The following is a 26,499-nucleotide window of genomic DNA, read 5'->3' as shown; positions in this document are numbered from 1 at the left end:
TTTAAAGTGGCACGTGTTTTATTCATTAATACTGGATCAGAAGGACATATAAATCCAACGTTGCAAGTTGTAGAAGAATTAGTTTCGCGCGGGGAAGAGGTAGTTTATTTTTCAATAGAAGCTTTCAGAGAACGTATTGAAAAAACAGGGGCTATTGTAAGAACAATTGACGACCAAAGATTTATAAAAGCATTTCTTTCCGGTGGTCGAAATTATTTGCAAGAAAGAATAAATGGTCTCTTATATACAGCAGATGTGGTAATACCTAGTGTTTTAGAGCAAATTGAAGGAGAGCAGTTTGATTACATCATTCACGATTCGATGTTTGGGTGCGGTCGTTTAATTGCTCAAATTCTAAAGCTTCCAGCAATAAATTCTTGTACATCTTTTGCGCAGGATGAAAGATCGTTTGAACAAATGTTAGATCACTTGTCTAAAAATATACCAGTGGAAGTTCAAGATAACATACATAATGATTTTGAACGCTTAACAAAAGGAATTTCAGAGAAATATGGTGTTGAAATAAACTCAACGTATGAAGTTTTTTGTAACCCAGCGCCACTCACTATTGTGTATACGGTTAAAGAGTTTCAACCTTTCGGTGATACGTTTAATGAAACATATAAATTTGTAGGCCCATCTATTTCTGCACAAGTAAAAAATGAAGACTTTGATTTTACTTCAATTGAAGAAAAATGCCCGATTTACATTTCGCTAGGCACTGTTTTTAATGAAGCGCTTGATTTTTATAAACTTTGTATGAAGGCGTTCGAGAATAGTGATCATACAATTGTGATGTCTATTGGTAATAAAACGAACATAAGTGATTTAGGTGAAATTCCTAAAAACTTCATTGTAAAAAATTATGTGCCACAAACGAAACTACTTGCATATACAAAGTTGTTTATTACACATGGCGGAATGAACAGTACACATGAAGGATTAAATAACGGGATTCCACTCATTGTAATTCCGCAAAGTGCAGATCAGCCAGTAATTGCAAAGCAAGTAGAGAATCTAGGAGTTGGGATTAAGTTATCTATGAAAGAATTAACTGTAGAACAACTACGTGAAAGTGTAGAACTTGTATTAAATAATCCATCATATAAAAAAGCTGCGTTGCATTTGAAGGAGTCATTTCGAAAATCTAGTGGGCATAAACAAGCTGTTGATGAAATTTCTACATTTGTAGGTCAGTAATATCAGTAATAATAGAAGATTATTTATGAGAAGAGTGTCTATATGAAATAGTCCAGAGTTATAAAGGAAATGGGGATCCAAACTGGATTTATGCCTTATCATTATGGAAAACAGTATAAGTTTTACTAAGATATAAACTAAGAGATAATGGGCTTTGATGCAAAAGGACATCTTGAGAATTCATTTTTCTATTAATAAAAAGGGTAGTATATGAATACATAATGTAGTTTCATATACTGCCCTTTTTATTATGATAATATTTTCGTCATAAGTATATGTGGAATACCGTCTTCCATAAATATATCAGAAGAAGTTTGATAACCTAATTTTTTATAAAATCCTTCAGCCTGTGTTTGACCGTGTAGTTTTACTTTTGTAGATTCTTTTTCACGAGCAATTTCTTCTAACGCTTGAATAATTACTTTTCCTAATCCATATTTACGATAGTCTTTTAAAATACAAATACGTTCTAATTTTCCAGCTCCATCAACAAATCGTATGCGACCTGTACCAACGGGAAGCTCATTATAATAAACTAAAATATGTTTACATGTCTCACCAATTTCATCGAATGTATCGAATTCGTCTTCAAGAGGGACATTTTGTTCTTTTACAAATACTTCTTTTCGAATGTAGAAGGCAGTTTCTAAATCTGTACGTTCTGTTATGAGTTTGGAGTGCAATTTGTTCAGCCCTTTCTAGTGTAATGTACTTTTATTTTCATAGTATATCATAATGATACGTAGTAAAGAGAAATATAAAAAGCTGACTGTAAGGGTCAGCATCCATTATAATTCCTGTATCCCGTTTTTTGTTCCAATAATCGCCTTACTAGTCATATTAACAAACAATCCGGTTTCAACTACACCAGTAATCATTTTTAAATGATTGTGTAAATTGGCAGGATTCGTTATGTTATGAGGGAATACACAATCAATAATCATGTTATTATTATCGGTTATAAATGTTTCATTATTTTTTAAGCGTAACGTTGTTTGACAACCTAAAGATTGAATTTTACTTTCGGTTTGTTTCCATGAAAAAGGTATGATTTCAACAGGTAATGGAAAAGTACCTAAATGCGTTACAAGTTTTGATTCATCAGCAATGATAAGTAGTTCTTTAGAGGAGGAGGCAACGATTTTTTCACGAAGTAATGCGCCACCGCCTCCTTTTATAAGGTGTAAATTTGAATCAATTTCATCCGCTCCATCAATTGTAAGATCAAGACTTTGTATGTCGTTTAATGAAATTAGTGGGATATTTAGTTGCTGAGCTAATACTTCAGTTTCTTTTGATGTCGGGACAGCTTGAAATGATAGTCCTTCTTTTACACGTTCACCTAATTTTTCTATCATCCAGTATACGGTAGAACCTGTACCAAGCCCAATCTTCATTCCATCTTTTACGAAAGTTGCAGCATATTCACCAGCGAGTTGTTTTAAATTCATCGATTTACTCCGCTGGGCGTGGTCCAGCATCAAGACCTGAATTTTCAACTGTAAGTACCGGACGAACTACTATATCCTTATGTACACGCATTTGACAAGATAATCGTAAATGATCTTCAATCCCTTTTTCTGTCATCGCATTTTTTTCCTTTGCATTCGCTTCACAAAAATCACCTGCTATAATTTCTACTCTACAAGTTGTGCACCGTGCTTTCCCGCCGCAACGATGGAGTATGTTTACACCGTTGTCTTCAATTGCTAATACTAATTTTGTGCCTTCTTGTACATCAAAAGTTCCCGTACCTTCAATTGTTAATTTTGGCAAATTTGTTCCTCCTCACGTAAAATGGTACATAACATATTTATGACCGCGAATTATTGAACATAAACATAATTTTTTTATATGCCCCGTAACTTTTTTATTTGTTGAATCGTTAATTAAGTAAGCGCTGAAAAGGAGTGGTTATTTTGTGCACAAAAGTTACTCATATTTTAAAGAATCATATCGATATGAATCATTCAAATATAAATTTTTTAATTGAGCAATATGGAGAGTTAAAAAGATACTGTACTTTTTTAACGAAAAACAAATGGGATGGGGAAGATCTCGCCCAAGAAACAGTGTGTAAAGTACTTCAAAAATATAGAAATAAAGATATTTGTATGGCACTCGTCTATAAAATAGCAAGAAATCGTTGGTTAGATCAGATGAAGTCTAAGTCTGTTCATGAAAAAATAAGAGAACAAATCACTTTTGAAGAGCCACAAGAGAATATTGCAGATTTGCATGAAATGGTAGGGAAAGTATTATCTTCATTAAATGTACAGCAATCCACGATTTTATTATTAAAGGATGTTTTTCAATATAGTATCGTTGATATTGCTAAAGTATGTTCCGTATCGGAAGGGGCAGTAAAAGCTTCTTTGTTTCGGAGTAGAAATAGGTTGAAAACTGTAAGTGAAGAAGGGATTGAGATAGTTGAATTCACAGATGATATGGAAGTTGTAGTGACGTCTATTCGAGAGGAGAGACCGGAATTATTAACGAAACTGCTTCCGACAATAGATTTTACTAAGTTACCATCTAAACAGCCAGTCTTATTATTTAATGTGAAACAATCCTCTTCCTACAGTTGTATGCTTTGCGCGGCATAAAAATTATTGGAGGGATTTAAAATGAATGCAATTCCATATGTAGTAGAACAAACAAAATTAGGAGAACGTTCCTATGATATATATTCAAGGTTATTGAAAGACCGCATTATTATAATCGGTTCAGAGATTAATGATCAGGTTGCGAGCAGTGTAGTAGCGCAATTATTATTTTTAGAAGCGGAAGATGCGGAGAAAGATATATTTCTGTATATTAATAGTCCTGGTGGCTCAACGACAGCGGGATTTGCAATATTAGATACAATGAATCTTATTAAACCGGATGTGCAAACGCTTTGTATGGGCTTAGCTGCATCATTTGGTGCCCTTTTACTATTAGCTGGTGCAAAAGGAAAAAGATTCGCGCTTCCTAATAGTGAAATCATGATTCATCAGCCACTTGGCGGTGTAAAAGGGCAAGCAACAGAAATCGAAATTACAGCAAAAAGAATATTGAAATTAAAGCATGACATTAATAAGATTATTGCTGATAGAACAGGACAGCCAATCGAAAAAATAGCACATGATACGGAAAGAGATTATTTTATGACAGCAGAGGAAGCTAAAGAATATGGGATTGTTGATGGGGTCGTTGAGAAAAAATAATATAAACCAGGCTAGAGAATATGCTCATTCTCTAGCCTGGTTTTTTAATCTTTAATCCATTCATCAACTAACGGTTGGTTCTTTTTAATCCATTTTCGCGCCGCTTCTTCGGGATCTTTCGTTTTATTTAACTCGACCATTAATGTACCGAGCTGTTCATCGTTCATTTTCCATTTGTCAAAGTATTTTATGATATCTGGATGATCTTTTTCGAAACCTTTACGAACAGAGTAATAAATGTCATCTTTTTCACCATATACTTTCTTAGGGTCTTTTAAATATTTTAAATCAAATTCTGAAAAGCCCCAATGCGGATTCCAAAGCGTAACAGCGATTGGTTTCTTTTTCGTATATGCTTTCTTTAGTTCACTCATCATCGCCGCTTCAGAAGATTGGACAAGTTTTAGTTTAATATCATATTCCTTCATCGCCTTATTTGTTAAATTCATTAGACTGCTGCCAGGTTCAATTCCGACAATTTTATTATCTAGTTCATCTTTATGTGCATTTAGATCTTCAATGCTGTTTATGTTTTTCACATAAGAAGGGACAACTAAACCTAGTCCGGTTCCTTCATACCATTTTGATTTTAAGACAATATCATCTTTATAACGATCATTTAGTGGTTTATCCGTAACGGGTAGCCATACTTCTAAATTAGCATCAACATCACCGCGAGCAACACCAGTCCAAATTGCCGCTTTTTCTAAATACATAAGCTCAACTTTGTAGCCTTTTTGTTCTAATAGAACTTTCCACATGTTTGCTGTTGCAATGTTTTCTTTCCAACTTGTTACACCTAGTTTAATTTTTCCTTTCGAATTTGCATTTGTTGCATTACATGAAGAGAAAATCATAGTAATAAATAATGCAAGGCATATGAGCCATATTTTCTTTCTCATTAAAAACCTCCTAAGAAACGTTTGCTTTTTAAATAAATGTATAAGTAAGCATTCTTATTATGAACTGAAAAGAGAATTTTAAAGAAATCTTATAAATGTTATTTTTATGTAATATTTCTTTGCAAAATCGCAACACTATGTGAATAGATGGGTAGAAAAGGAGTAGTGACATGGATAATACAAAGGTACGTGTTGAAAACGTAACAAAAGTATTTGGGAAACACCCGCAAAGAGCGCTTACCTTATTAAAAGAAGGAAAAAGTAAATCGGAAATTTTGAAAGAGACAGGAATGAACGTTGGCGTAAAAAAGGCGACGTTCGAAGTATATACGGGAGAAATTTTCGTTATTATGGGATTGTCTGGTAGCGGGAAATCGACGTTAGTTCGTATGTTAAACCAACTGATTAAACCAACAGCGGGGCATATATACATAGATGGAGAAGATATCGCAACGATGGGCAAAGAAGAGTTGCGAAGAGTGAGAAGAACGAAGATGAGCATGGTGTTTCAGAAATTCGCTCTATTCCCTCATCGTACCGTTTTGCAAAATGTTGCATATGGGTTGGAAATACAAGGAGTTCCAGTAGAGGAACGAGAGAGAAAAGCGTTAGAGTCCTTGAAGTTAGTTGGATTAGATCATCATAAAGATAATTATCCAAGTCAACTGAGTGGTGGTATGCAACAGCGTGTCGGCATTGCGAGAGCGCTTACGAATGATCCGGATGTTTTACTTATGGATGAGTCATTTAGTGCATTAGATCCACTGATTCGAAAAGAAATGCAAGATGAACTGTTAGAATTACAAGATAAAATGGAAAAAACAATTATTTTTATTACGCATGATTTAGATGAAGCCCTTCGAATTGGTGATCGAATTGCGTTAATGAAAGATGGAGAAGTTGTCCAAATTGGAACGCCAGAAGAAATTATGATGAGTCCTGCGAATGAATTTGTAGAGAAATTCGTGGCGGATGTGAATTTAGGGAAAGTAATAACGGCGGAATCTATATTAAAACGACCAGAGACGTTATTAATTGACCGTGGACCACGTGTAGCACTTCAAATTATGAGAAATGCTGGCGTTTCTACAGTGTATGTTGTTAACAAAAAGTATGAGTTTTTAGGAATATTAACGGCAGATGATGCGAGTAAAGCAGTACAAAAGCAATGGCCAATTGCTGATTTATTACTTACCGATATCCCGCACGTGTATTTAGATACTTTACTGGAAGAAACGTATGCGAAAATGGCGGAGATGAAATATCCGTTACCAGTAATTGATGAGAAGAAAAGGTTAAGAGGAATTATTAAACGTGAAAGTGTCATTCAAGCTCTTGCAGGTAATATTGAAGAAGAGGTGAAAGACGATGAATAGTATACCACGTATTCCTTTAGGGGAATGGGTCGACTCATTTGTTGCAAGTTTATATGAGCACTTTGAAGGCTTATTCCGAGGATTCTCTTATATTATCGGCGGATTCGTTGATTTACTCACTAATTTTTTAACAATAATACCGGCTATATTGATGATTATTATTTTGTGTTTCCTCATTTGGTACACAACGAGAAAAGTATCTTTAGTTATTTTTACACTGATCGGATTATTATTTATTTTAAATATTAACTACTGGGCACAGACGATGCAGACATTAGCTCTTGTACTTACATCTGTTATTATTTCAATCATTGTAGGTATACCAATTGGTATTTTAGCTTCGCAAAATGAACGGTTTTCAAAATTTTTAAAACCGACATTAGATTTTATGCAAACAATGCCGGCTTTCGTATATCTTATTCCCGCGATTACATTTTTTGGAGTAGGTGTAGTACCTGGGATTATTGCATCAGTAATCTTTGCAATGCCACCGACAATTCGTTTTACTGACTTAGGAATTAGACAAGTTCCAGAAGATTTAATAGAAGCAGCGAATGCGTTTGGCTCTACCGCATCACAAAAATTATTTAAAGTACAATTACCACTCGCAACTGGAACGATCATGGCTGGTGTGAACCAAAGTATTATGCTCTCTTTATCAATGGTAGTAACAGCATCGCTTGTAGGAGCTCCAGGTCTTGGAGTTGATGTATACCGTTCTGTAACGCAAGTTAATATCGGAATGGGATTTGAAGCCGGACTAGCCATTGTTGTCATTGCGATTATATTAGACCGCATTACACAAGGATTTCATCAAAAAAGAAGATAAACAAAAAACACACTTTATTATACAAAGTGTGTTTTTTGTTTGAATAAATTATATTCGAACGATAACAGAACCGTCAGCTGACGCAAAAACTTGTTTTTTTATTTCATTGATTTAATTCTTCAATGAATAACGATATGTTTGTTTAATAGCGACTTGAAAATCTCTTCTTAAGAAGAGGATTATGTGGTGGAAAAGTATAAGTAATAAAGTACATTTTTTGGAAATTATTAAGTGGAATAGCGAATATATTAGGAGACAGTGAAGTCATGTAAATAGATATTATTTTGGAAGAAATTATGAGAGGAGATGCTATTTTGTCTAAAAAGAAAAAAAGCAATGATGCCTTGGCAATAGGCGTCGGTATAGGGGTTGTAATTGGTGTAGTCCAAGGTTATTTTACAAATAATTTAGTAATCGGAATTGTGATTGGGATTGTAATTGGAGTTGTGGTTTTGAAGAAAAAATGAGTTGTAAATTCAATTCAAAATTGTTGCATTAAAAGAATGAATTTTCAGAATGTAAATCCTATTTTTCCTTTTTTTATGATATTATATATAAAAAGGATGGTGATGGATATGCCAACAAATAATCAAGAAGAACAAAATTGCTTCATTTGTGAAAAACATAAAGGAAATATTACAGTTCCAGGTGGAGCTATTTACGAAGATGAACTCGTTTACGTTGGACATGTCCACTGGGATAGCGAAGAAACGTATCTTGGTTATGTAATGATAGATATAAAAAGACATGTACCTGGTCTTGCTGAACTAACAGATGAAGAAGCGAAAAGGTTCGGACTTATATCAAGTAGAGTAAGTAAAGCACTAAAAGAAAGTGAAGGTGCAGAACATATTTACACTTTTGTTTCAGGAAATGGTGTACCACATATGCATATGCACATCATACCGCGTTATGCAAATACACCAAAAGAGTTTTGGTCACCGACTGAAGTAGCGAAATGGATGGGTGCGCCTTATGGTGATACAGAAAAAATCAAAAAACTATGCGAAAGAATACGAAAGTATATGGTGAGTGAATATGAATATAACAAATAATAGACAATATTCATGGGTTGGAAGTAGAGAAATGTGCTTAGACGAAATTTCGATAAAGCAATATGGTGAAATCGTAATTGGTAAATACGGCGGAAATATAAGCGCCGGAGCAAACAAGAACGAAGATGGTGCGTTAGTTTGGTCAAATGGTGATTGGGAATTTGCAGCTATATTAGATGGACATAATAGTGCAGAAAGTGTTGATTTAGTAGTAAATACAATTCAAAAAGAATATGAAAATATAAAAGAAATGATGAATGAATCGATTGATACAGTATTTCGATCTATTGAAAATCATATTCTTACTATCTTTCAATCTTCTTCATTTAAGGAAAAGTGCCAAAGAATTAAAGGTGAAACAGCTTGCTTACTATGTGTAAGAAAAGAAAACTACATATGGTGGTTATCTATCGGCGACTGTTTAGTGTATGTATTTCATGATGAATTACACAAATTAGGACAATATGCGTTAAATCAACGTCATTTTTACGAATGGATTGGTAACGTAAATACTTTTGATTTACCTGTTCCTTGCTATTCATCAGGAATTCGTGAATTACGTACTGGCAACAATCGAATTGTAATGGTGACAGATGGGGTATTAGAATACGGAGAACGTCGATATGAAACACCATTAAATCTATATAATGATATGAATAGAAATAATATAAAACTTGAAGAAAGTGTTCATCATGTATTAGAGCACGTTCATCATCAATTCGGACGAGATAGTGCGACAATTATTAGTTGGGACATTGATAATAAAGGAAAAGCTACTTATCCGAGTAATCAGCCAGATAAAAAGTAAAGGAGGAGACATCACTGTTTTTAGTTAAAGGAATTTTATTAATAGTATGGATCATATTCTTAGTTGTTTTGGAAAAAGTAGTGAGAAAAAAATTAAATATACCGAAACAAACAGACTGGAATAGTAAATATGTAAACAACGCTCATAAATGGGGCACTAGGGCTCTTATCGTTTTTTATATAATTGTTACGCTGATATGTGCCACTTTAAATCCTATTTATATTAGTAATTTACCCATATTATTTTTAATAACTTTATACTGCTTTCAATCATATATGGAGTGGAAATATGATAAAGAATCGAGGGAATATGTCATTTCTTTAGGCGTAGTTCCATTATTAATAATAACTGGAATTATGATTAATCTTTTCTTTTATAACTATTGGATTTAATCATATGTGGAATGAATGGGGAGACGAAATGAAGATGCCTAAATTACGTGCTGAAGCAATGATTTTAAATGAAGATCATTCTAAAGTACTTGTACAATGTGATTTAAGAGAAACATTTTATCGTTTTCCAGGTGGTTCTATTGAATTCGGTGAAACAGCAAAAGAAGCGATAATACGAGAATTAATGGAAGAATACGATTTGAAAATTGATGTCCAAGAGCTAGCTGTTGTAAATGAGCATATTTTCGAGTGGAACAACGAAAAAGGACATCATTGTACATTGATACATTGGGGAACTGTTAAAGAGAGAGTTACAAATGAAATAAGACATAAAGAATATGGGGATATTATATTAATATGGAAGAGCATAGAGGAATTAAAGGAGAAACCAACATATCCTGAAGGAATTGTAAGTTATTTAGAAGAGAATAAACGTAATATAGTCCACTTTATTACTAAAGATAAATAAGGTAATAGGAGAGGGAGCAATGGGTATTTCTACAATTTTGCTTATTATTATTGGACTTGGCATAGGTGGTTACTTTATAGAACAGTTTTTAAGAAGAAAATTAAATATTGAGAAAAGAGGCTTCTTTGGATATAAGCATGTGAATAGTTTACATGTAAAATTAGAAATAGGACTTATTATTATTTATGTAATAAGTAGTTGTTATTATATGTTTAAATTTGAAAACGCTAAAATGGCTTATGTCATGTTCACTTATTTAGGGATATCATGGACTTTAAGAGCATGGATGGAATGGAAATATGATAGAAAATCAAAAGAATATATACTTTCGATAACGGGAATGGTTTCTTTTATATTGATGCTCTCGATACTATTTTATTTCGTTCCACCTGCAACGTAAAACTTTAATAACGGAATGTAAGAGATATAAGGGGATGGGTTAGTTTGGATTTAGACTTAATTTTAAAATGGGCTGAAGAAAAATGTACAGAACAATCACTACTAATAATAGGTATTGATGGCTGTGGCGGTGCAGGTAAAAGTACGTTAGCAAATAAAATAAAAAGTAATTTTTCAACTGTAACGATTGTTCATATGGATGATTTTTATTTACCATCTGCAAAGATTGTAAATGATAATCCTACGAATAAATCAATTGGTGCAGATTTTGACTGGAAACGCCTTTTAAAAGAAGTTTTAAATCCGATTAGTAATGGACTAGAAGGGCGTTATAAGCGTTATGATTGGGAAAAGGATTCTTTAGTTGGATCCCATATTGTTCCTGCCGGTGGTATTGTAATTATTGAAGGTGTATATGCAACACGTCAGGAGCTAGCGGGAATGTATGATTTAAAAATATGGGTGAATTGTCCTCGTGAAACACGTATAAAAAGAGGAATTGCTAGAGATGGAGAAGCTGCGCGTGATATGTGGGAAAACAATTGGATGGTTGCTGAAGATATGTATGTAGAAAGTCATAAGCCACATGAATTTGCAGATTTTATTATTGATGGTACAAATAATGAGATAACTAATAAATAAGAAACCATTTACTACTAAATGGTTTCTTATTGAATTTAAGCATGTATTTTAGCTAATATCGATGTAATAAAATTTGTTTTATCCTCAGCATATTGATGTTTATCATTAGGATTAGCTTGTGAAAGTTGAATCTTCAACTGTTCATACTGTATACGAGCGGTTTTATTGTCTATTAAGTAATCTCGAAATTGTAATTGTTCTATTAAATATGAATTCCCTTGTTCATACATATGAATTTGATGAGTTCTTGGCTCACCTTTATTAAAATAATATCGTTCAGGCAGTACATCTTTTCTATATTTATAGTTTAGCAGTTCTAACTTGTTAATACAGTTTAAGCCATCGTTATAATCTTCTAATTCGATTGCAATATCAATAATTGGCTTTGCACTTAATTGTGGAATAGCAGTACTACCAATATGGTGTATCGCTAAAATATGTTCGCCAATTTGTTTCTCAATGAATTGTTTCTCTTTCATAAACTCAAATTCCCATTCTTCAGTCCACGGAGCTAAAAACACTTTTCCATATGGTAAACCTAACATTTAATTAGCACCTCTTTCAAAATGTTTTTCAATAAAGGTAATTACATTTTCTTAAAGCTTCTCAAAACAAGATATTCCCACAATCTCCAAGGAAGAATTTTCTTTGCAAAGATCATAAATTTTACACCTTTTCCAATCGGATATCGTAAATTCGTACGCTTAGATTCAGCAATTTCTACAATTTTATTAGCAACATCTATCGGATTGCCAAATGTATCACTGCCGCTATTAATATGTTTTTGTATTTTATCCATATATTCTTTGTAAGGAGAAGATGTATCAGATTGGTTTGTAGCTAGTTGTTTACCAACTTCCCAAATATTTGTGTTATAAGAACCTGGTTCTATTAAAGCAACATCTATTCCAAAAGGTTTTACTTCTAAACGAAGGGATTCACTCCATCCTTCTAATGCATATTTTGAAGAAACGTAAGGAGATAGACCAGGGAATGCAACTTGACCACTAATGCTGCTTATATTAATAATTTTTCCGCTTTGTTGTTCTCTCATATAAGGTAAAACAAGCTGAGTAATTGAAATAGCTCCAAATAGGTTCGTTTCAAATTGTTTACGGTATTCCTCTACTGGAGTTTCTTCTACAAAGCCCCCATTGGCATATCCTGCATTATTAATGAGGAGGTTCACTTTGTTTATTTCTTTTAAAAATAATTGAAAGTTATGTAAAGAGTTTTGATCGGTTACATCTAATTGTTGAATTTTTATGTTTTGCAGTAAGTTGAGTTGAGTAGCTTGAGATAATAAGTTTCCTTGTTTTTCAAGGTTTCTCATTGTTGCGATAACTAAATAATCTTTTTTTGCGAGTTCGAGTGTAGTTAATAGTCCGAATCCACTTGAAGCTCCTGTAATAACCGCGATTTTTTTATTCATTGGTCGCTCGCTTTCTTTTTCTTTTATCATAACGAGTTATAGTAAGAAAATCTATTATTCTTACATTCATTATGAAACCAATTTGTATGTAAAAAAGGGGATTATAGGAAATCAGCGTATATAAAGTAGTGTATATTAATATGATAATGAAATGAGGGAAGAGAAATGGCCCATGTGAAAGATGTATTAGCAGATCAGTTATTAGCGAATGCGAACGATCCTAGTTGGTATATTCCGTTTTCAGATGCAGTGAAAGATCTATCTGAGAGAGAAGCTTTCTGGAAACCGAATGAAGAGAGTAATAGTATAGCTGAAATTGTACAACATTTACTGTATTGGAACTCAACGTGGCAAACGAGGTATAAAGAATCAAATGTGAATGCTGTGCCCGCTATTGGTGATAATAACAAAAGTTTTATGCTTTCAGATAATCAATCTTTCGATGAATTAAGAGAAAAACTACTGGAGAAACTGTTACTATGGCAAAAGCTAATAAATAAAGAAAAGGTAGAAAGTGATGTAGTTGGATTCCCAGTATGTGCAAAGTGGTGGGAAGTGCTAGCAAATGTCACAACTCATAATGCTTATCATATTGGTCAAATTATTTACATTCAGAAGTTACAGAAGAGTTTTGATCATGAATAAAATAATGATTCTCAAATTAGGTGAACAAAAGTGGACAAAACGAGACAGATGTCTCATTTTGTCCACTTTTTTATTTTGAAAGAAAAGAGAAACCCTATTAAATCAAGGATTAGAATTTGGCACAGTACTTGCAATATAAAAGATGAACAAGAAAATAGGAGGGCTGGACATGTTAAAAACAACTGAAAGTAAAGGGAATGAAATTACGAAAGAACAAGCTCGTTGGATGTATGAAAAAATGTTAGAGATTCGTAAGTTTGAAGATAAGGTACATGAATTGTTCGCTCAAGGCGTGCTGCCAGGTTTCGTCCATTTATACGCAGGTGAAGAAGCGGTAGCAGTTGGTGTATGTGCCCACTTAACGGATCGTGACAGTATTACAAGTACGCATAGAGGACATGGACACTGTATCGCAAAAGGTTGTGATTTAAACGGTATGATGGCTGAACTTTTTGGGAAAGCGACAGGGTTATGTAAAGGTAAAGGCGGCTCCATGCACATTGCTGATTTAGATAAAGGAATGCTTGGTGCAAATGGCATTGTAGGTGGTGGTTTCCCGCTTGCTTGCGGCTCAGCATTAACAGCTAAATATAAAGGAACGAAAGACGTAAGTGTTTGTTTCTTCGGTGACGGAGCAAATAATGAAGGAACATTTCACGAAGGGGTTAATTTAGCGGCGATTTGGAAATTACCAGTTATTTTTATCGCAGAAAATAACGGTTATGGTGAAGCGACAACATTTGAATATGCTTCAAGTTGTGATTCCATTGCAGATCGAGCGAAAGCTTATAACATTCCAGGTGTTCAAGTGGATGGAAAGAACTTGCTTGCGGTGTATAAAGCAGCGGAAGAAGCAGTAGAACGTGCTCGTAATGGCGGTGGTCCAACAATAATTGAATGTATGACATATCGTAATTACGGTCATTTCGAAGGTGAAGCACAAACGTATAAAACTTCAGAAGAAAAAGAAGAACATTTAAATGAAAAAGATGCGATTGTGAATTTCCGTAAGCATTTAATTCATGAAGCTTTATTAACTGAATCTGAGCTTGTAGATATGGAAAAGGCAGTAGATGAAGCGGTTCAAAAATCAATTGAATTTAGTGAAAATAGTCCATATCCAGAGGATGAAGAGTTATTAAAAGATGTATACGTTTCTTACAAATAAGAGGAGGGTGAAAAATAATGACTAGAACAGTAAGTATGTCAACTGCAATTAATGAAGCGATGAAAATCTCAATGCGTCGTGATGAAAACGTAATTTTAATAGGAGAAGACGTTGCAGGTGGTGCACAAGTTGATCACTTGCAAGATGATGAAGCATGGGGCGGTGTTCTTGGTGTTACGAAAGGCCTTGTACAAGAATTTGGCCGAAATCGTATTTTAGATACACCAATTTCAGAAGCGGGTTACATGGGAGCAGCAATGGCAGCTGCGGCAACAGGACTACGTCCGATTGCTGAATTAATGTTTAATGATTTTATCGGTAGTTGTCTTGATCAAGTATTAAACCAAGGTGCAAAATTCCGTTATATGTTCGGTGGTAAAGCGAAAGTGCCAGTTACGGTACGTACGATGCATGGTGCAGGTTTTAGCGCAGCTGCACAACATTCACAAAGTTTGTATGCGTTATTTACGAGCATTCCAGGTATAAAAGTTGTCGTTCCTTCTACTCCATATGACGCAAAAGGCTTATTATTAGCGGCAATTGAAGATGATGACCCAGTAATCTTCTTTGAAGATAAAACACTTTACAATATGAAAGGTGAAGTGCCGGAAGGGTATTATACAATTCCATTAGGTAAAGCAGATATAAAACGTGAAGGTTCTGATGTAACAATCGTCGCCATTGGAAAACAAGTTCATACAGCACTTGCAGCCGCTGAGCAATTATCGAAAAAAGGACTTGAAGTAGAAGTAATTGATCCACGTTCTTTATCACCACTGGATGAAGATACGATTTTAGCATCAGTTGAAAAAACAAATCGCCTTATTGTTATTGATGAAGCAAATCCAAGATGTAGTATCGCAACGGATATTGCGGCAATTGTAGCGGATAAAGGATTCGATTTGTTAGATGCACCTATTAAACGAATTACAGCACCACATACACCAGTTCCGTTCTCGCCACCACTTGAAAAGTTATATTTACCAACGCCGGAAAAAGTAATTGAAACTGTATCAGAAATGATCGGAGACCAATCTTTATTACATGTGTAATAAAACGATGAGAAGGGAGAGAGAAGCATGGCTGTAGAAGTTGTAATGCCGAAGTTAGGTATGGCGATGAAAGAAGGTATTATTACGAGCTGGAATATTAAAGCAGGCGATCATGTATCAAAAGGTGAACTAATTGCTAGTATTAATTCGGAAAAAATCGAAACTGAAATAGAAGCACCAGCAGATGGAACTGTTCTTGATATAGCTGTAAGTGAAGATGAGGGAGTTCCACCTGGCACTGTCATTTGCTATATCGGTAAGCTGAACGAAAAAGTAGAAATCAATGAAAGTATAAATGTTGTAGAAGAAAAAGCACCTAATCTAGAGCCTAAAAAGGTCCAACATCCAGAACCATATGCGAAAGAAGTGGCGAAGCAAAGAATCAAAATTTCACCTGTAGCGAAGAAAATTGCAAAGTCTGAAAATCTAGATATCAAAGCATTAGTTGGTACAGGCCCTGGCGGAAGGATTACAAAAGTAGACGTATTAAAAGCGATTGAAGAAAGAGTAACAATTCCAGAAGTACTTGAACAAGAAGAAAGTAAAGCAATTCCTGTTACTGGTATGCGGAAAGCAATCGCAAACCGTATGCATGCAAGTTTACAAAATAGTGCGCAATTAACATTAACGATGAAAGTAGATGTTACAGATTTAGCTGCTTTACATAAAGAAATAGCGGCAGTTGTACAAAAACGATACGATAACAAACTAACTATTACGGATTTCGTTTCTCGTGCTGTTGTATTAGCGCTTGGAGAGCATAAAGAAATGAACAGCGCTTATATGGATGATACAATTCATCAATTTGAACATGTTCATTTAGGCATGGCAGTCGCATTAGAAAAAGGATTAGTCGTTCCAGCTATTCGCTTTGCTAATCATCTATCTTTAGTAGAGTTATCTAAACAAATTAAAAATGTTGCACAAAAAGCAAGAGAAGGTAGTTTAAGTAGTGATGATATGCAAGGGACAACCTTTACAATTAGTAATTTAGGTAGCTTCGGTATTGAATATTTTACGCCAGTATTAAATACACCTGAAACTGGTATTTTAGGTGTAGGTGCAATTGAACATGTTCCAGTATATAAAGGGAAGAAAATAAAAAAAGGCAGTATGTTACCTTTAAGTTTAACATTCGATCATCGTGTATTAGATGGTGCACCAGCAGCTGCATTTTTACGCACAATTAAACGTTATTTAGAAGAACCTGTAACAATTCTTTTATAAAGAGAAGGTGAGAGAATGAGTAAACTAGTCGTTATTGGTGGCGGACCTGCTGGCTATGTAGCAGCAATTACCGCGGCTCAAAGTGGAAAAGAAGTCACTCTTATTGATGAAGCTGATCTTGGCGGGACTTGTTTAAATGTTGGGTGCATGCCTACAAAATCATTGTTAGAAAGTGCAGAAGTGCATGACATTGTGAGAAAAGCGAATCATTATGGAGTTATGCTTAACGAAGGAAGTATTTCAGTTGATTGGAAGCAAATGCAGGCGAGGAAATCACAAGTTGTAACACAGCTCGTCCAAGGAATTCAATATTTAATGAAGAAAAATAAAATAAAAGTTATACAAGGTAAAGCAAGATTTGAAACGGATCATCGTGTGAGAGTTACACACGGTGGTAAAGAAATTGTAGTAGATGGAGAACAATTCATTATTGCAGCAGGTTCAGAACCGACTGAATTACCTTCTGCTACATTTGATGGGAAATGGATTTTAAATAGTAGCCATGCAATGTCCCTAGAAAATATACCGAAATCATTATTAATTGTTGGTGGTGGTGTAATAGGATGCGAGTTTGCAAGTATTTATAGTCGTCTTGGAACAAAAGTTACGATTGTTGAAATGGCACCGCAATTATTACCTGGTGAAGATGAAGATATCGCACACATTTTAAGAGGGAAACTAGAAAATGATGGCGTAGAAATATTTACAGGAGCAGCTTTAAAAGGATTAAATAATTATAAAAAGCAAGCTTCATTTGAATATGAAGGAAGTACCCAAGTAGTTAATCCAGAATTTGTTCTCGTTTCTGTCGGCCGAAAACCACGTGTACAACAATTAGATTTAGAAAAAGCAGGCATTCAATATTCAAATAAAGGAATTTCTGTGAATGAACATATGCAAACCAATGTATCACATATTTACGCAGCGGGTGATGTGATTGGTGGAATCCAGCTTGCTCACGTTGCTTTCCATGAAGGAACGACAGCAGCATTACATGCGAGTGGAGAAGATGTAAAAGTAAACTATCATGCTGTACCTCGCTGTATTTATACAGCTCCAGAAATTGCTAGTGTCGGTTTAAGTGAAAAATTAGCAAGAGAGCAATATGGTGATATTCTTATCGGAGAGTTTCCTTTTTCAGCAAATGGAAAAGCGCTTATTATTGGAGAACAAACGGGTAAAGTAAAAGTCATTGTGGAACCTAAATATCAAGAAATTGTAGGGATTTCTATTATTGGTCCACGTGCAACCGAACTGATTGGACAAGGAACTGTAATGATTCATACAGAAGTTACTGCTGATATTATGAGAGATTATATTGCAGCACACCCAACTTTATCTGAAGCGATTCATGAAGCGCTATTGCAAGCGATAGGACATGCTGTACACGCTTAAATGGAAGTGTAATAAACCACTATTCTCTAAATGTATGAGAGAATAGTGGTTTGAATTTTTACAGAAGAAATTGAATATCCTATTATTTTTTTACTTCAATCGCTGAAGTAATATCGCTCCAATCAGCAGCTAAATTAGCAGTTTTACCGTACCAATCAGCGTGTTTAAATATAACACCTTTTCCATATCCTTGTGTAGAAGTATGCTCCCAAAGTGTCGTTGAATAACTTGCTGAAGGCGATGCTGTACTTACAGAAGAAATTCTGTCATTCCAGCTAGAAGGTAAGTTTTTAAAACCGCTGCTCCAGTAAATATATTGGCCACCTTTATCTTTATGTTCATAAAAATCAGTACTACCAGCACCGCTACCTAAAGGATTGATTTTATTTTTAAGTACTTTTTTATCCTTTTCAATATAAGTATCTAATGTTTCGCGGCTAGTAAAACCATAAGCTAGCCAATCTCCATTTTCATTTTGCCCTGGTAATACCATAGTAATTTGGATGTCTTTCTTATCTTGATCACTTAATTTTGTAAGAGAATTAACATTCTGTTCATCCACTTTTAAATAATCAAAAGACTTAATTGTGTTACCTTTTTCTTCAGCACTTGCTACTCCTAGTCCTCCAGTTAATGCAAATCCCACTACTAATGTACCTGCTACTAATTTCTTTAATATATAACCATCCCTTTTTGTTTAGATTTTTGTACTAGTAAAATGTATTCTAATTATCAACTATCGTAAATATTCTGAGGTTTTAGAAGTAAAAGGTGGAATATTTACAGTTTTGCATTTTTTCTTTAGAAAAAATAGGTATTAGAATGATATAATAAATAGATATATCGCTTTTGTTGGATGTTAAAATGTTTTAGGAGGGAAGCTGAAGAAGTAACGATTTGTGCAAAAGATGTATTGCTGGAGATAGATTACTAGTAAACTTGATGACTTTACAAACAAAAAAACAGTCGTATTTGACTGTTTTTTATTTAGTTGCTAAATTATCAAGTTTCCAATATGTATCTGTTAACGGCGCGGCTTTGCTATCTATGTATAGATACATATTATTTAAATCTTTTGGTGAAGTTTTCAGTTCAAATACAACGTCAGTAGTTAAAGAGAATTCGTGTGGAACATTTTTATAGTGCTCGTCATATATCGGATGAGCTTCACCTTCATATTTCTGACCAGTTTTTTCATCTTGTATGAAATATTTTATTTCCGAAAGATCAATAGTTTGTCCATCATCTCGAACATTATTAATCATAACACGAGTAGTAATGCGCCATTCTTTGTCTATTTTTTCGAATTTAGCATTTTCAACAGTTGCTCTATAGTATTCATTTTTAACTATTTCCCCATAATGCATTGCATTCTTTTCAAGAGCGCTCTTTTCTTGTTTTGGTGCAGTATTCCCATTACATCCTGCCATTAGTCCTGTAAATAATAATGCTGTACAAGTTACTTTCATTATAGATTTCATAATAATTCCTTTCTGTGTTAAAAAGTGAGACATAGGAATAATTTTACATTAATAGAAGGATGAATGGAAGTATAATTGTGAAACATGCAAATATGCATTTATTTAGTTGTTAATTTAATGGGATAGAAAAAGGGAGAAAACCTGTATAGAGCTGAATAAAGAAGCATTGAAAATATTGTAAAACAGAAAAAAACATGCATATAATTAAAAGATGGATAAATTTTACGAATATTCAATGATGGTGGTGAGAACATGTTTACTGAAGAGCGTAGAGAGAAAATTTTGGAGTTACTTAAGAAAAATGGAAGGGTAATTGCTAAAGATCTTGCGGAAAGTTTTGATATGTCTATTGATTCAATAAGAAGAGATTTGTCTATTATGGAGAAGGATGGCTTATTAAAAAGAACGCACGGAGGTGCAATTGAACTTGCTCGAGTAAGGAATTTAGCTGCTGAGCGATTTGAACGTTATAGTAATGGTTCTGTATATGAAGACGCAATTGCAAAAATCGCAGCTTCTTATATACAAGAAGGAGATTCTGTTTTTATTGGTGGGACTTCTATTCATTATGTCATGTTAAAATATTTACCTGAAACATCATTTACAGTTGTTACAAATTCTATAGAAATTGCTAGTACGTTACGGGAATATAAGAACATTGATACGTACTTAATTGGTGGAAAGGTGAAACCATCAGGAAATATGACAGATACACTTGCCTCAGAATTGATAAGTAGATTCTCTATTGATCTGTATTTCTCTACAGGTGGTGGTATTTCATTGAATGGTATAAGTACTGCAACGCCTGAAGTTGCTTATTTTAGTAAAACAGTAAATAAGATTGCTAGACGAAATATTTGTTTAGCTCCTCACGATAAACTTGGAATAGACTACTTTATAAAAGGAGAATCACTGATTGAAATTGACCTTATAATAACAGATTCAGAGGCTAGTAAAGAAACGATTCAACAATTTGAGAAACAAGGTAAAAAAATTGTAATAGCATCAATAGACTACTTTTAAAAGGAGCTTGAAATGATTATAAAAGGACAAAAATTCCACATAAATGGATTAGTTTATACAATTCGTTCGGCAACTGAAACAGATGCGGAACAGTTATCGGAAATTAGAGTTCAAATCGATGGAGAAACTGAAAACATGGATAGAGAAGCTGGAGAGGGATTTATAGATAAGATAGGTTTTCAAAAAATAATAAAAGCAGATAGTGGCGAGACAAAGAATTTGTTTTTAGTTGCAGAAGTGCACAACCGAATCGTTGGGTTTTCAAGATGCGAAGGGTCAAATTTGAAGAGATTATCTCATAAAGTAGAATTTGGCGTTTGTATTTTAAAAGAGTTTTGGGGATATGGAATAGGTAAGAGTCTATTGCAACAATCTATTCATTGGGCTGATGAAAATGAGATTAAAAAGATATCATTACAAGTATTAGAGATAAACGAAAAAGCCATTCAACTTTATAGAAAATTAGGTTTTGAAGTAGAAGGAATTTTGAAAAATGATAAAAGACTGTCAGATGAAAAGTATTATAATACGGTTGTAATGGGAAGGTGTATTTGAGGTGTTTATAAAAGAGGTGGAAATGTATGTTTTATAGAAGAAAGTACTATATAGTAAAGAATGAATTTATAGAAATATTTAATGAGCATTTTAATAAAACAAACTTACCAAATCAGTTAAAGCATGGTTCCAAGCTAATAGGACGCTGGATGAAAGATAATAAGAATGGTACGACTGAAGTGTTTGCAATATGGGAATATGATAGTTATGAACAATATAAAGAAATAGAATCAAAGATTAGAAATGACGAGAAGCATATTAGAAGAATACATGAATGGTATGAAAAACATGGCGGGAAAAAATATGTTTTTCAGGAGTACATAGTAGAGATGAAAAATGAAGAGTTAGTGTGTACTGTAAAGTGATAGAGATGTGAGGGATAATGGGAATGAAAACAAAATTATATTTTAGTGTAGCATCCACAATTTTATTTGCAATAGCCGTGATTGTTTTCTTTATAAATGGAAATCCACAAAAGTGGTTTTGGTTATGTATTTTCTTTGCTTCCATTATACAAAATATAGTGCTACTAAAAAAGAATAAAGAAGTGCATTAAGATATCCAAATTATTAACATATTTGTGTCGTCTTTCTAGTTTTGTTGAAAACGCTTTTATTCAGTTTTATAATAAAAGTATGTTTTTACAAATCTCCAAAATAATGAATAGGGAGATGATATAATGCTAGCTTCACCGTTTTACTTACATACATGGAAAAAGTTTGTTGATGAAGGTGTCCTTGATTCGAACCGTATAAACGAAAGAATTTCAGAGTCATGGTATCGATGTAAACAAGCAAATGTGAATCCACATATGAATAAAGGTCAGAAAATTTTGTCTTCTGATATTTTTCAAGACCAAAAGAAAAAGAGTGAAATCTTCCTAGATATAGCAATACCTCAAATACAAAATATGAGAAAAACCATTGATGAACTGCAAATGATGGCATTATTAATCGATCCAGACGGTTACGTTCTATCGTTAAGTGGAAATAAACAAACGTTGCAACGAGCGAAACATATTAATTTCGTTGAAGGTGTGAAATGGACGGAAGCGGCTGTTGGTACAAATGCGATAGGAACAGCGTTAGAAATTGAAGAGGCTATTATGATAAGTGGTACAGAGCATTATTCTGTCGCATCTCATAGCTGGAGCTGTGCGGCCGCTCCTATTCATAATGATGATGGGAAATTAATAGGCGTTCTAGATTTCTCTTGTCCGATTGAGTTTTCGCATCCATATATGCTCGGTATGGTAACTTCGATTGCACATGCGATTGAACGTGAATGTAGTATTCGAGTACATCAAAATGAATTGCAGTTAATCCATCGTTTTTTAGATGTAATTGACAGTAATGAACAAGTAGTAATTTGTAATCATCGCGATGTTATCGTTTCTGCGAGCAAGAGGGTTCGGGAACGAGTATGTAATTGGTCACGAATGAAACTTGCAGATTTAATGCACTATGGATTGAAAACTAAATTAGAAGTTCCAGTATACAGTAATAATAGAATGATTGGGAAATGTATCTATGTAAAGGAAAATAAACAAGTAAAATCATTTTCAACGTCCCCATTTATAAATGGCATCACTTTTCCTGGAGTGATTGGGACAAGTAGTGCATTTCAACATACATTAGAAGAAATTAAGCTTGTATCACCAACTGACGCAAGTGTATATGTTTGTGGTGAAACAGGTGTAGGGAAAGAATATGTAGCGAGAGCGATTCATGAAAATAGTCCAAGAAAAGATGGTCCATTTATAGCTGTTAACTGCGGTTCATTACCGAAAGAATTAATGGAAAGTGAATTGTTTGGTTATGCTGAAGGAGCGTTTACAGGTGCACGGCGCCAAGGATATAAAGGGAAATTCGAACAAGCAGATGGAGGAACAATATTTTTAGATGAAATTGGTGAAGTGCCTCCAGAGATGCAAGTCGCATTATTGCGTGTTTTACAAGAACGAACAGTAACCCCAATTGGCAGTTCAAAAGAGGTACCGGTAAATATTCGTATTATTACTGCGACACATAAAGATTTATTGCGATTAGTAGAAGAAGGGAAATTTCGTCAAGATTTATATTATCGGTTACATGTTTATCCGCTTTATGTTCCAACGTTAATAGAAAGAAAAGAGGATATTCCATACTTCATAAAACATTTTTGTGAACAAAAGAATTGGAATGTTGTATTTCCAAAAAGTATTTGTAATCAATTTTATCAGCATACATGGCCCGGAAATATTCGAGAATTATTAAATGTATTAGAACGCATTTACATTTTATCGCAAGGACAGGAAATATGCGAAAAACAAATCTCTTTTTTACTACAAACAATGATGGGAAATCAACATCAACTTGCATTGCAAGCAGAAAATAAAATAGAGAACACATTAAATTTCCGCGAAAGAATACAGCGTGACAGCATGATTGAAGCGCTAGAAAAGACGAACGGAAATGTTTCGTTAGCTGCAAAACTTTTAGATGTACCTCGAAGTACATTTTATAAACGAATGCAAAAATATAAGCTATAAAGTAGATTTTTGTAATCTACTTTTTCTTTGTGGGCTCATGTTCTGTCGGAATATGCGCTTACCGGGGAAATAATAAAATAGTTAGAAATAAATTTCCGAAAGGGGGACTTATGTGAAGTATATTGAAATTGGTATTGGAAATAGGTGGTTCGTTCGAACAGAAACCGAAAATAAAGATGGAACTGAATTTGAGGAAAGAGGAATTATAAAACCTATTTATTTTGAGTCACTGTACGTACGAATGTGGTTTCGGAAAACGTGTTTAATTTTTGATACGAAAGAAGGGTTTAAAAAGGTTAAGAAGAGGAGGATTGATTATAAATTTATAGTTGGAATTGTAAGTAGACTGAATAAAGAAAAGGTGTACTAACATACGTAGTTATATTGACCAGAAAATCCTTTTGACTTATATCAAATTCATGAAAAGCAATTTTTATAAATATAAATTGATAATAAAACCGCTAAGGAAACTTAGCGGTTTCTTTTTAAATGGGAGGGATTTTCGTATGAATAGGATCGTAACGGTTTTACTTGCAATTATTATAATGGGGTATTCCATTTATAGTTGGAATGATACTTCGGAAATGAGTATGCTAATTTTACAAACGCTTTTAGGTTTTATGTTAGTTAGCTTAGGGGTGCAAAATTTAAAAAATAACGAAAAAGAAAATAGAAGTATAGGGATCGCTTTATTACTCGTGGCTTTGTTTTTAATTGTTGTATCTTTAATAAAATATTTTGTATGAATAAGTTTTTAAATTAATAAAAAATTAAAATTCTACTTGTATTTCACTATATAAAATATGGCATAATGATTTAGTTAAAATAGAAATGGATAGGGTATTTGAGAGGGGCAGTATAATGAGTTTTGCAATAGAAATAGTAATAAAAGCACCAATGGATGTTGTATGTGACTACATAATAGAAGATGAAAAAATAAAAGAATGGAATACGTTTATAATAGAAAATCGCTATCCTTCAAATATGGATAAAGAGAATCCACGTGAAGGAGATAAATATATTACTGTTCAAAAAGTCGGTAAGAAAATATTCGAGGCTGAAGTAGAAATCCTTGAATACGATGCACCTCATATTATTTCACTTGGCAGTGAAATGAAGCAAGGTTATTCAGCAATGACTTATATGTTAGAAGAAGATGAGGAGGGTACAGCACTTACATTAATTTCAGAATATGAACCTAGTAATTTTTACTATAAAATTATGTATAAGTTAACAGGCTGGATTTCACGAGGTTTAACTATGGAACAAATTGAGCGGCTAGCAGAATGTGTAGAAGCTGCTTATCATAAAGAAAATTAATATTAAAGATATGTATGAAGGTAAAAGCGTTACTCAATCTCAGGAGTAACGCTTTTACTGTTTAAAGATTTTTTATTGAAAACCTCAATAGCTCTTTCATATATTTCTTTATCAATACAAAATCTTTCTGTTATCCAATAATTAAGTTCAGAAGATGTAAGGCTTTGTTCTCTTTTCTTATCTTGGAAATATTGTTTTAAAACATTATCATTAATAGAAGTTGGAATACCATCGATATAACCGAAAATCTGAATTTTCTTTAATACAGGAGATGTATGCCAATCGTTAGACTTTGTAATGAGTTCTTTCATACTTGATAAATCTATTGGCTCTGTATGTAAGATTTTTGCTGGACCTGGATTTCTAGTAATTTCAATCTTATTATTTGAGACTTCATAAGTAAAAGTTTCCCTTACATTACTTACTTGAAATGATTCATAAAGTGGATAAGCTTGGAATAAAGGTGCACAGTAACCAACATCAACATAGTAAGGCTGCTCTAAGTTAACGCGTAAGCATAAATGTCCGGGATTCATATACAAATAATGAACGTCAAAACCAAGGTTTGATAATAACCAATGAAATCCAATTGAGTGCGTCCAACAAGTACCCCCCAGACCTTTTGTAGTAATACGGTTTATGTATGTATCAATGGAAGGGAAATAATTACCTGTTTCATTACCTTTTTCCCAGTCAATTATTTTAGTAAGAGTTTCCCACTTTATTTTTTCTTGATGAGCTTTAATAAGCTCATTTAAAAACTTTAAGCTAGTAGGTTGATTTGTAGTACCTAAAAATGATAGAAATTTATTTACTAGTTTTTCTTGAGACATTTTCTGATCCTTTCTATATAGAAATCGTTTTTGGTATTATTATACAATAGATATCAGAAAATACAGGTATTTATTAATGGAGTGGGAGAGAATTATATGTCTATGTCGCTATATTATAAAAAAATCCGGGAGAAATTAGGCCATGAACTAATTTTTATGCCGAGTGTAGCTGCGGTTATAAAAAATGAGCAAGAAGATATTTTATTTCAATATCCTGGCGGGGAATACTGGAGTTTGCCAGCTGGAGCAATTGAGCCTGGAGAAACTCCAGAAGAAGCAGTAGTTCGTGAAGTGTGGGAAGAAACAGGATTGAAAGTGCAAGTAAAAAAACAAAAAGGGGTGTTTGGAGGAGAAGAGTATCGCCATACATATCCGAATGGCGATCAAGTAGAATATATTGTTGTTGTGTTTGAATGTGAAATTACTAGTGGAAAACTGAAATCAATAGATGGTGAATCTTTAAAACTACAATATTTCTCATTATCTGAAAAGCCTCCTTTAGCACTACCATACCCAGATAAAATATTTTTATAGATGTAAAATAACACACCTTATTT

General features: G+C 33.7%; 34 protein-coding genes. 25 read left to right on the top strand and 9 right to left on the bottom strand.

Annotated elements, in window-relative coordinates; genetic code table 11:
* Positions 1-6 precede the first annotated feature (6 nt).
* On the top strand, positions 7-1,200 hold the full coding sequence (locus MKY00_RS13695; RefSeq protein WP_016717681.1) for a macrolide family glycosyltransferase: 1,194 nt from the start codon (positions 7-9) through the stop codon (positions 1,198-1,200).
* Between the two features lie 248 nt (positions 1,201-1,448).
* Here MKY00_RS13695 and MKY00_RS13690 read toward each other — a convergent pair whose 3' ends face one another.
* The 3 genes from MKY00_RS13690 to MKY00_RS13680 form a co-directional block, all read right to left on the bottom strand.
* Positions 1,449-1,883, bottom strand: coding sequence for a GNAT family N-acetyltransferase (locus tag MKY00_RS13690; protein WP_000555726.1), 435 nt, complete (start codon positions 1,881-1,883; stop codon positions 1,449-1,451).
* A gap of 105 nt (positions 1,884-1,988) precedes the next feature.
* Positions 1,989-2,651 carry a ribose-5-phosphate isomerase RpiA gene (rpiA, locus tag MKY00_RS13685; RefSeq protein ID WP_016717680.1) on the bottom strand — a complete coding sequence of 221 codons (663 nt, stop codon included), beginning with the start codon at positions 2,649-2,651 and terminating at the stop codon, positions 1,989-1,991.
* 4 nt (positions 2,652-2,655) lie between these two features.
* Complete coding sequence (locus MKY00_RS13680; RefSeq protein ID WP_001125397.1) at positions 2,656-2,976, bottom strand: 2Fe-2S iron-sulfur cluster-binding protein; 321 nt, start codon at positions 2,974-2,976, stop codon at positions 2,656-2,658.
* Between the two features lie 143 nt (positions 2,977-3,119).
* Here MKY00_RS13680 and MKY00_RS13675 point away from each other — a divergent pair, with 143 nt between their 5' ends.
* Both MKY00_RS13675 and clpP read left to right on the top strand, forming a co-directional pair.
* Entirely contained in the window at positions 3,120-3,806 is a 687-nt protein-coding gene (locus MKY00_RS13675; protein ID WP_016717679.1) for an RNA polymerase subunit sigma-70, read from the top strand.
* A 21-nt stretch (positions 3,807-3,827) separates the two neighbouring features.
* Positions 3,828-4,409, top strand: a complete 582-nt coding sequence (clpP, locus tag MKY00_RS13670) for an ATP-dependent Clp endopeptidase proteolytic subunit ClpP (RefSeq protein WP_001992188.1) — start codon at positions 3,828-3,830, stop codon at positions 4,407-4,409.
* Positions 4,410-4,453: 44 nt separating this feature from the next.
* Here the strand turns inward: clpP and MKY00_RS13665 are convergent, their stop codons facing one another.
* Complete coding sequence (locus tag MKY00_RS13665) at positions 4,454-5,311, bottom strand: glycine betaine ABC transporter substrate-binding protein (RefSeq protein ID WP_016717678.1); 858 nt, start codon at positions 5,309-5,311, stop codon at positions 4,454-4,456.
* A 170-nt stretch (positions 5,312-5,481) separates the two neighbouring features.
* Here MKY00_RS13665 and MKY00_RS13660 point away from each other — a divergent pair, with 170 nt between their 5' ends.
* The 9 genes from MKY00_RS13660 to MKY00_RS13620 all read left to right on the top strand — a co-directional run bounded on the left by MKY00_RS13660 (position 5,482) and on the right by MKY00_RS13620 (position 11,281).
* Positions 5,482-6,687, top strand: coding sequence for a quaternary amine ABC transporter ATP-binding protein (locus MKY00_RS13660; RefSeq protein WP_016717677.1), 1,206 nt, complete (start codon positions 5,482-5,484; stop codon positions 6,685-6,687).
* On the top strand, positions 6,680-7,516 hold the full coding sequence (locus MKY00_RS13655) for an ABC transporter permease (protein WP_001084762.1): 837 nt from the start codon (positions 6,680-6,682) through the stop codon (positions 7,514-7,516). The genes MKY00_RS13660 and MKY00_RS13655 overlap by 8 nt, the downstream gene beginning before the upstream one ends.
* A 296-nt stretch (positions 7,517-7,812) precedes the next feature.
* Entirely contained in the window at positions 7,813-7,983 is a 171-nt protein-coding gene (locus tag MKY00_RS13650) for a hypothetical protein (protein WP_001992228.1), read from the top strand.
* Positions 7,984-8,085: 102 nt separating this feature from the next.
* Positions 8,086-8,571 (top strand): HIT family protein, encoded by a 486-nt coding sequence (locus tag MKY00_RS13645; protein ID WP_029141132.1) that lies wholly within the window; start codon positions 8,086-8,088, stop codon positions 8,569-8,571.
* The gene (locus MKY00_RS13640; RefSeq protein ID WP_016717675.1) at positions 8,555-9,379 is read left to right on the top strand and encodes a PP2C family serine/threonine-protein phosphatase; all 825 of its coding nucleotides are present in this window, start codon (positions 8,555-8,557) and stop codon (positions 9,377-9,379) included. Before MKY00_RS13645 ends, MKY00_RS13640 begins: the two co-directional genes overlap by 17 nt.
* Before the next feature lie 68 nt (positions 9,380-9,447).
* On the top strand, positions 9,448-9,771 hold the full coding sequence (locus tag MKY00_RS13635; RefSeq protein ID WP_074585608.1) for a DUF4181 domain-containing protein: 324 nt from the start codon (positions 9,448-9,450) through the stop codon (positions 9,769-9,771).
* A gap of 28 nt (positions 9,772-9,799) precedes the next feature.
* On the top strand, positions 9,800-10,240 hold the full coding sequence (locus tag MKY00_RS13630) for an NUDIX domain-containing protein (protein WP_016717674.1): 441 nt from the start codon (positions 9,800-9,802) through the stop codon (positions 10,238-10,240).
* Positions 10,241-10,259: 19 nt separating this feature from the next.
* Positions 10,260-10,640 carry a DUF4181 domain-containing protein gene (locus MKY00_RS13625; RefSeq protein ID WP_016717673.1) on the top strand — a complete coding sequence of 127 codons (381 nt, stop codon included), beginning with the start codon at positions 10,260-10,262 and terminating at the stop codon, positions 10,638-10,640.
* A gap of 44 nt (positions 10,641-10,684) precedes the next feature.
* The gene (locus MKY00_RS13620) at positions 10,685-11,281 is read left to right on the top strand and encodes a uridine kinase family protein (protein WP_016717672.1); all 597 of its coding nucleotides are present in this window, start codon (positions 10,685-10,687) and stop codon (positions 11,279-11,281) included.
* Positions 11,282-11,316: 35 nt separating this feature from the next.
* Here MKY00_RS13620 and MKY00_RS13615 read toward each other — a convergent pair whose 3' ends face one another.
* Together MKY00_RS13615 and MKY00_RS13610 are read right to left on the bottom strand one after the other, a co-directional pair.
* The gene (locus MKY00_RS13615) at positions 11,317-11,826 is read right to left on the bottom strand and encodes a GrpB family protein (RefSeq protein WP_016717671.1); all 510 of its coding nucleotides are present in this window, start codon (positions 11,824-11,826) and stop codon (positions 11,317-11,319) included.
* Between the two features lie 41 nt (positions 11,827-11,867).
* Entirely contained in the window at positions 11,868-12,713 is an 846-nt protein-coding gene (locus MKY00_RS13610; RefSeq protein ID WP_029141131.1) for an oxidoreductase, read from the bottom strand.
* 165 nt (positions 12,714-12,878) lie between these two features.
* Between MKY00_RS13610 and MKY00_RS13605 the strand changes: the two genes are divergently transcribed.
* The 5 genes from MKY00_RS13605 to lpdA all read left to right on the top strand — a co-directional run bounded on the left by MKY00_RS13605 (position 12,879) and on the right by lpdA (position 18,200).
* A complete protein-coding gene (locus MKY00_RS13605; RefSeq protein WP_016717669.1) occupies positions 12,879-13,358 on the top strand; it encodes a DinB family protein in 480 nt (159 codons plus the stop codon).
* A 169-nt stretch (positions 13,359-13,527) separates the two neighbouring features.
* Positions 13,528-14,526 (top strand): acetoin:2,6-dichlorophenolindophenol oxidoreductase subunit alpha, encoded by a 999-nt coding sequence (gene acoA / locus MKY00_RS13600; RefSeq protein WP_016717667.1) that lies wholly within the window; start codon positions 13,528-13,530, stop codon positions 14,524-14,526.
* A gap of 17 nt (positions 14,527-14,543) precedes the next feature.
* A complete protein-coding gene (gene acoB, locus MKY00_RS13595) occupies positions 14,544-15,578 on the top strand; it encodes an acetoin:2,6-dichlorophenolindophenol oxidoreductase subunit beta (protein ID WP_000198893.1) in 1,035 nt (344 codons plus the stop codon).
* 27 nt (positions 15,579-15,605) lie between these two features.
* Positions 15,606-16,805 (top strand): dihydrolipoamide acetyltransferase family protein, encoded by a 1,200-nt coding sequence (locus MKY00_RS13590; RefSeq protein ID WP_016717666.1) that lies wholly within the window; start codon positions 15,606-15,608, stop codon positions 16,803-16,805.
* A 15-nt stretch (positions 16,806-16,820) separates the two neighbouring features.
* Positions 16,821-18,200 (top strand): dihydrolipoyl dehydrogenase, encoded by a 1,380-nt coding sequence (gene lpdA / locus MKY00_RS13585; RefSeq protein WP_016717665.1) that lies wholly within the window; start codon positions 16,821-16,823, stop codon positions 18,198-18,200.
* An 82-nt stretch (positions 18,201-18,282) separates the two neighbouring features.
* Here lpdA and MKY00_RS13580 read toward each other — a convergent pair whose 3' ends face one another.
* Together MKY00_RS13580 and MKY00_RS13575 are read right to left on the bottom strand one after the other, a co-directional pair.
* Entirely contained in the window at positions 18,283-18,879 is a 597-nt protein-coding gene (locus MKY00_RS13580) for a hypothetical protein (protein ID WP_029141130.1), read from the bottom strand.
* Between the two features lie 304 nt (positions 18,880-19,183).
* Positions 19,184-19,681, bottom strand: coding sequence for a hypothetical protein (locus MKY00_RS13575; protein ID WP_000836196.1), 498 nt, complete (start codon positions 19,679-19,681; stop codon positions 19,184-19,186).
* A 252-nt stretch (positions 19,682-19,933) separates the two neighbouring features.
* On the opposite strand from MKY00_RS13575, the gene MKY00_RS13570 reads away from it, so the two are divergent.
* The 7 genes from MKY00_RS13570 to MKY00_RS13540 all read left to right on the top strand — a co-directional run bounded on the left by MKY00_RS13570 (position 19,934) and on the right by MKY00_RS13540 (position 25,109).
* Entirely contained in the window at positions 19,934-20,704 is a 771-nt protein-coding gene (locus MKY00_RS13570; protein ID WP_016717663.1) for a DeoR/GlpR family DNA-binding transcription regulator, read from the top strand.
* A 12-nt stretch (positions 20,705-20,716) separates the two neighbouring features.
* A complete protein-coding gene (locus MKY00_RS13565; RefSeq protein ID WP_029141129.1) occupies positions 20,717-21,259 on the top strand; it encodes a GNAT family N-acetyltransferase in 543 nt (180 codons plus the stop codon).
* Between the two features lie 26 nt (positions 21,260-21,285).
* The gene (locus MKY00_RS13560; protein ID WP_016717662.1) at positions 21,286-21,624 is read left to right on the top strand and encodes an NIPSNAP family protein; all 339 of its coding nucleotides are present in this window, start codon (positions 21,286-21,288) and stop codon (positions 21,622-21,624) included.
* 314 nt (positions 21,625-21,938) lie between these two features.
* Positions 21,939-23,789, top strand: coding sequence for a sigma-54-dependent Fis family transcriptional regulator (locus MKY00_RS13555; RefSeq protein ID WP_016717661.1), 1,851 nt, complete (start codon positions 21,939-21,941; stop codon positions 23,787-23,789).
* Positions 23,790-23,901: 112 nt separating this feature from the next.
* Positions 23,902-24,159 (top strand): DUF3977 family protein, encoded by a 258-nt coding sequence (locus MKY00_RS13550; RefSeq protein WP_000873848.1) that lies wholly within the window; start codon positions 23,902-23,904, stop codon positions 24,157-24,159.
* A gap of 136 nt (positions 24,160-24,295) precedes the next feature.
* The gene (locus tag MKY00_RS13545; RefSeq protein ID WP_001080079.1) at positions 24,296-24,535 is read left to right on the top strand and encodes a DUF3953 domain-containing protein; all 240 of its coding nucleotides are present in this window, start codon (positions 24,296-24,298) and stop codon (positions 24,533-24,535) included.
* Positions 24,536-24,650: 115 nt separating this feature from the next.
* Positions 24,651-25,109, top strand: a complete 459-nt coding sequence (locus MKY00_RS13540; RefSeq protein ID WP_016717660.1) for an SRPBCC family protein — start codon at positions 24,651-24,653, stop codon at positions 25,107-25,109.
* A 29-nt stretch (positions 25,110-25,138) separates the two neighbouring features.
* On the opposite strand, the gene MKY00_RS13535 is transcribed toward MKY00_RS13540, so the two are convergent.
* Positions 25,139-25,942: an arylamine N-acetyltransferase gene (locus tag MKY00_RS13535; protein WP_016717659.1), complete on the bottom strand. Its 804-nt coding sequence runs from the start codon at positions 25,940-25,942 to the stop codon at positions 25,139-25,141.
* 96 nt (positions 25,943-26,038) lie between these two features.
* On the opposite strand from MKY00_RS13535, the gene MKY00_RS13530 reads away from it, so the two are divergent.
* Entirely contained in the window at positions 26,039-26,476 is a 438-nt protein-coding gene (locus tag MKY00_RS13530) for an NUDIX hydrolase (RefSeq protein WP_000062910.1), read from the top strand.
* Positions 26,477-26,499 lie beyond the last annotated feature (23 nt).

Source organism: Bacillus sp. FSL R9-9834 (assembly GCF_038006905.1).
GTDB lineage: Bacteria > Bacillota > Bacilli > Bacillales > Bacillaceae_G > Bacillus_A > Bacillus_A pacificus.
This window is presented reverse-complemented; position numbering and strand designations above follow the sequence as displayed.

What these genes read in the sequence shown, in the direction of transcription:
- rpiA (WP_016717680.1), bottom strand. Translation starts at nt 2,651, where the DNA reads ATGAATTTAAAACAACTCGCTGGTGAATATGCTGCAACTTTCGTAAAA.
- clpP (WP_001992188.1), top strand. Translation starts at nt 3,828, where the DNA reads ATGAATGCAATTCCATATGTAGTAGAACAAACAAAATTAGGAGAACGT.
- MKY00_RS13665 (WP_016717678.1), bottom strand. Translation starts at nt 5,311, where the DNA reads ATGAGAAAGAAAATATGGCTCATATGCCTTGCATTATTTATTACTATG.
- MKY00_RS13660 (WP_016717677.1), top strand. Translation starts at nt 5,482, where the DNA reads ATGGATAATACAAAGGTACGTGTTGAAAACGTAACAAAAGTATTTGGG.
- MKY00_RS13655 (WP_001084762.1), top strand. Translation starts at nt 6,680, where the DNA reads ATGAATAGTATACCACGTATTCCTTTAGGGGAATGGGTCGACTCATTT.
- MKY00_RS13650 (WP_001992228.1), top strand. Translation starts at nt 7,813, where the DNA reads ATGAGAGGAGATGCTATTTTGTCTAAAAAGAAAAAAAGCAATGATGCC.
- MKY00_RS13645 (WP_029141132.1), top strand. Translation starts at nt 8,086, where the DNA reads ATGGATATGCCAACAAATAATCAAGAAGAACAAAATTGCTTCATTTGT.
- MKY00_RS13640 (WP_016717675.1), top strand. Translation starts at nt 8,555, where the DNA reads ATGAATATAACAAATAATAGACAATATTCATGGGTTGGAAGTAGAGAA.
- MKY00_RS13630 (WP_016717674.1), top strand. Translation starts at nt 9,800, where the DNA reads ATGAAGATGCCTAAATTACGTGCTGAAGCAATGATTTTAAATGAAGAT.
- MKY00_RS13625 (WP_016717673.1), top strand. Translation starts at nt 10,260, where the DNA reads ATGGGTATTTCTACAATTTTGCTTATTATTATTGGACTTGGCATAGGT.
- MKY00_RS13615 (WP_016717671.1), bottom strand. Translation starts at nt 11,826, where the DNA reads ATGTTAGGTTTACCATATGGAAAAGTGTTTTTAGCTCCGTGGACTGAA.
- MKY00_RS13610 (WP_029141131.1), bottom strand. Translation starts at nt 12,713, where the DNA reads ATGAATAAAAAAATCGCGGTTATTACAGGAGCTTCAAGTGGATTCGGA.
- MKY00_RS13605 (WP_016717669.1), top strand. Translation starts at nt 12,879, where the DNA reads ATGGCCCATGTGAAAGATGTATTAGCAGATCAGTTATTAGCGAATGCG.
- acoA (WP_016717667.1), top strand. Translation starts at nt 13,528, where the DNA reads ATGTTAAAAACAACTGAAAGTAAAGGGAATGAAATTACGAAAGAACAA.
- acoB (WP_000198893.1), top strand. Translation starts at nt 14,544, where the DNA reads ATGACTAGAACAGTAAGTATGTCAACTGCAATTAATGAAGCGATGAAA.
- MKY00_RS13590 (WP_016717666.1), top strand. Translation starts at nt 15,606, where the DNA reads ATGGCTGTAGAAGTTGTAATGCCGAAGTTAGGTATGGCGATGAAAGAA.
- lpdA (WP_016717665.1), top strand. Translation starts at nt 16,821, where the DNA reads ATGAGTAAACTAGTCGTTATTGGTGGCGGACCTGCTGGCTATGTAGCA.
- MKY00_RS13575 (WP_000836196.1), bottom strand. Translation starts at nt 19,681, where the DNA reads ATGAAATCTATAATGAAAGTAACTTGTACAGCATTATTATTTACAGGA.
- MKY00_RS13570 (WP_016717663.1), top strand. Translation starts at nt 19,934, where the DNA reads ATGTTTACTGAAGAGCGTAGAGAGAAAATTTTGGAGTTACTTAAGAAA.
- MKY00_RS13565 (WP_029141129.1), top strand. Translation starts at nt 20,717, where the DNA reads ATGATTATAAAAGGACAAAAATTCCACATAAATGGATTAGTTTATACA.
- MKY00_RS13560 (WP_016717662.1), top strand. Translation starts at nt 21,286, where the DNA reads ATGTTTTATAGAAGAAAGTACTATATAGTAAAGAATGAATTTATAGAA.
- MKY00_RS13555 (WP_016717661.1), top strand. Translation starts at nt 21,939, where the DNA reads ATGCTAGCTTCACCGTTTTACTTACATACATGGAAAAAGTTTGTTGAT.
- MKY00_RS13545 (WP_001080079.1), top strand. Translation starts at nt 24,296, where the DNA reads ATGAATAGGATCGTAACGGTTTTACTTGCAATTATTATAATGGGGTAT.
- MKY00_RS13540 (WP_016717660.1), top strand. Translation starts at nt 24,651, where the DNA reads ATGAGTTTTGCAATAGAAATAGTAATAAAAGCACCAATGGATGTTGTA.
- MKY00_RS13535 (WP_016717659.1), bottom strand. Translation starts at nt 25,942, where the DNA reads ATGTCTCAAGAAAAACTAGTAAATAAATTTCTATCATTTTTAGGTACT.
- MKY00_RS13530 (WP_000062910.1), top strand. Translation starts at nt 26,039, where the DNA reads ATGTCTATGTCGCTATATTATAAAAAAATCCGGGAGAAATTAGGCCAT.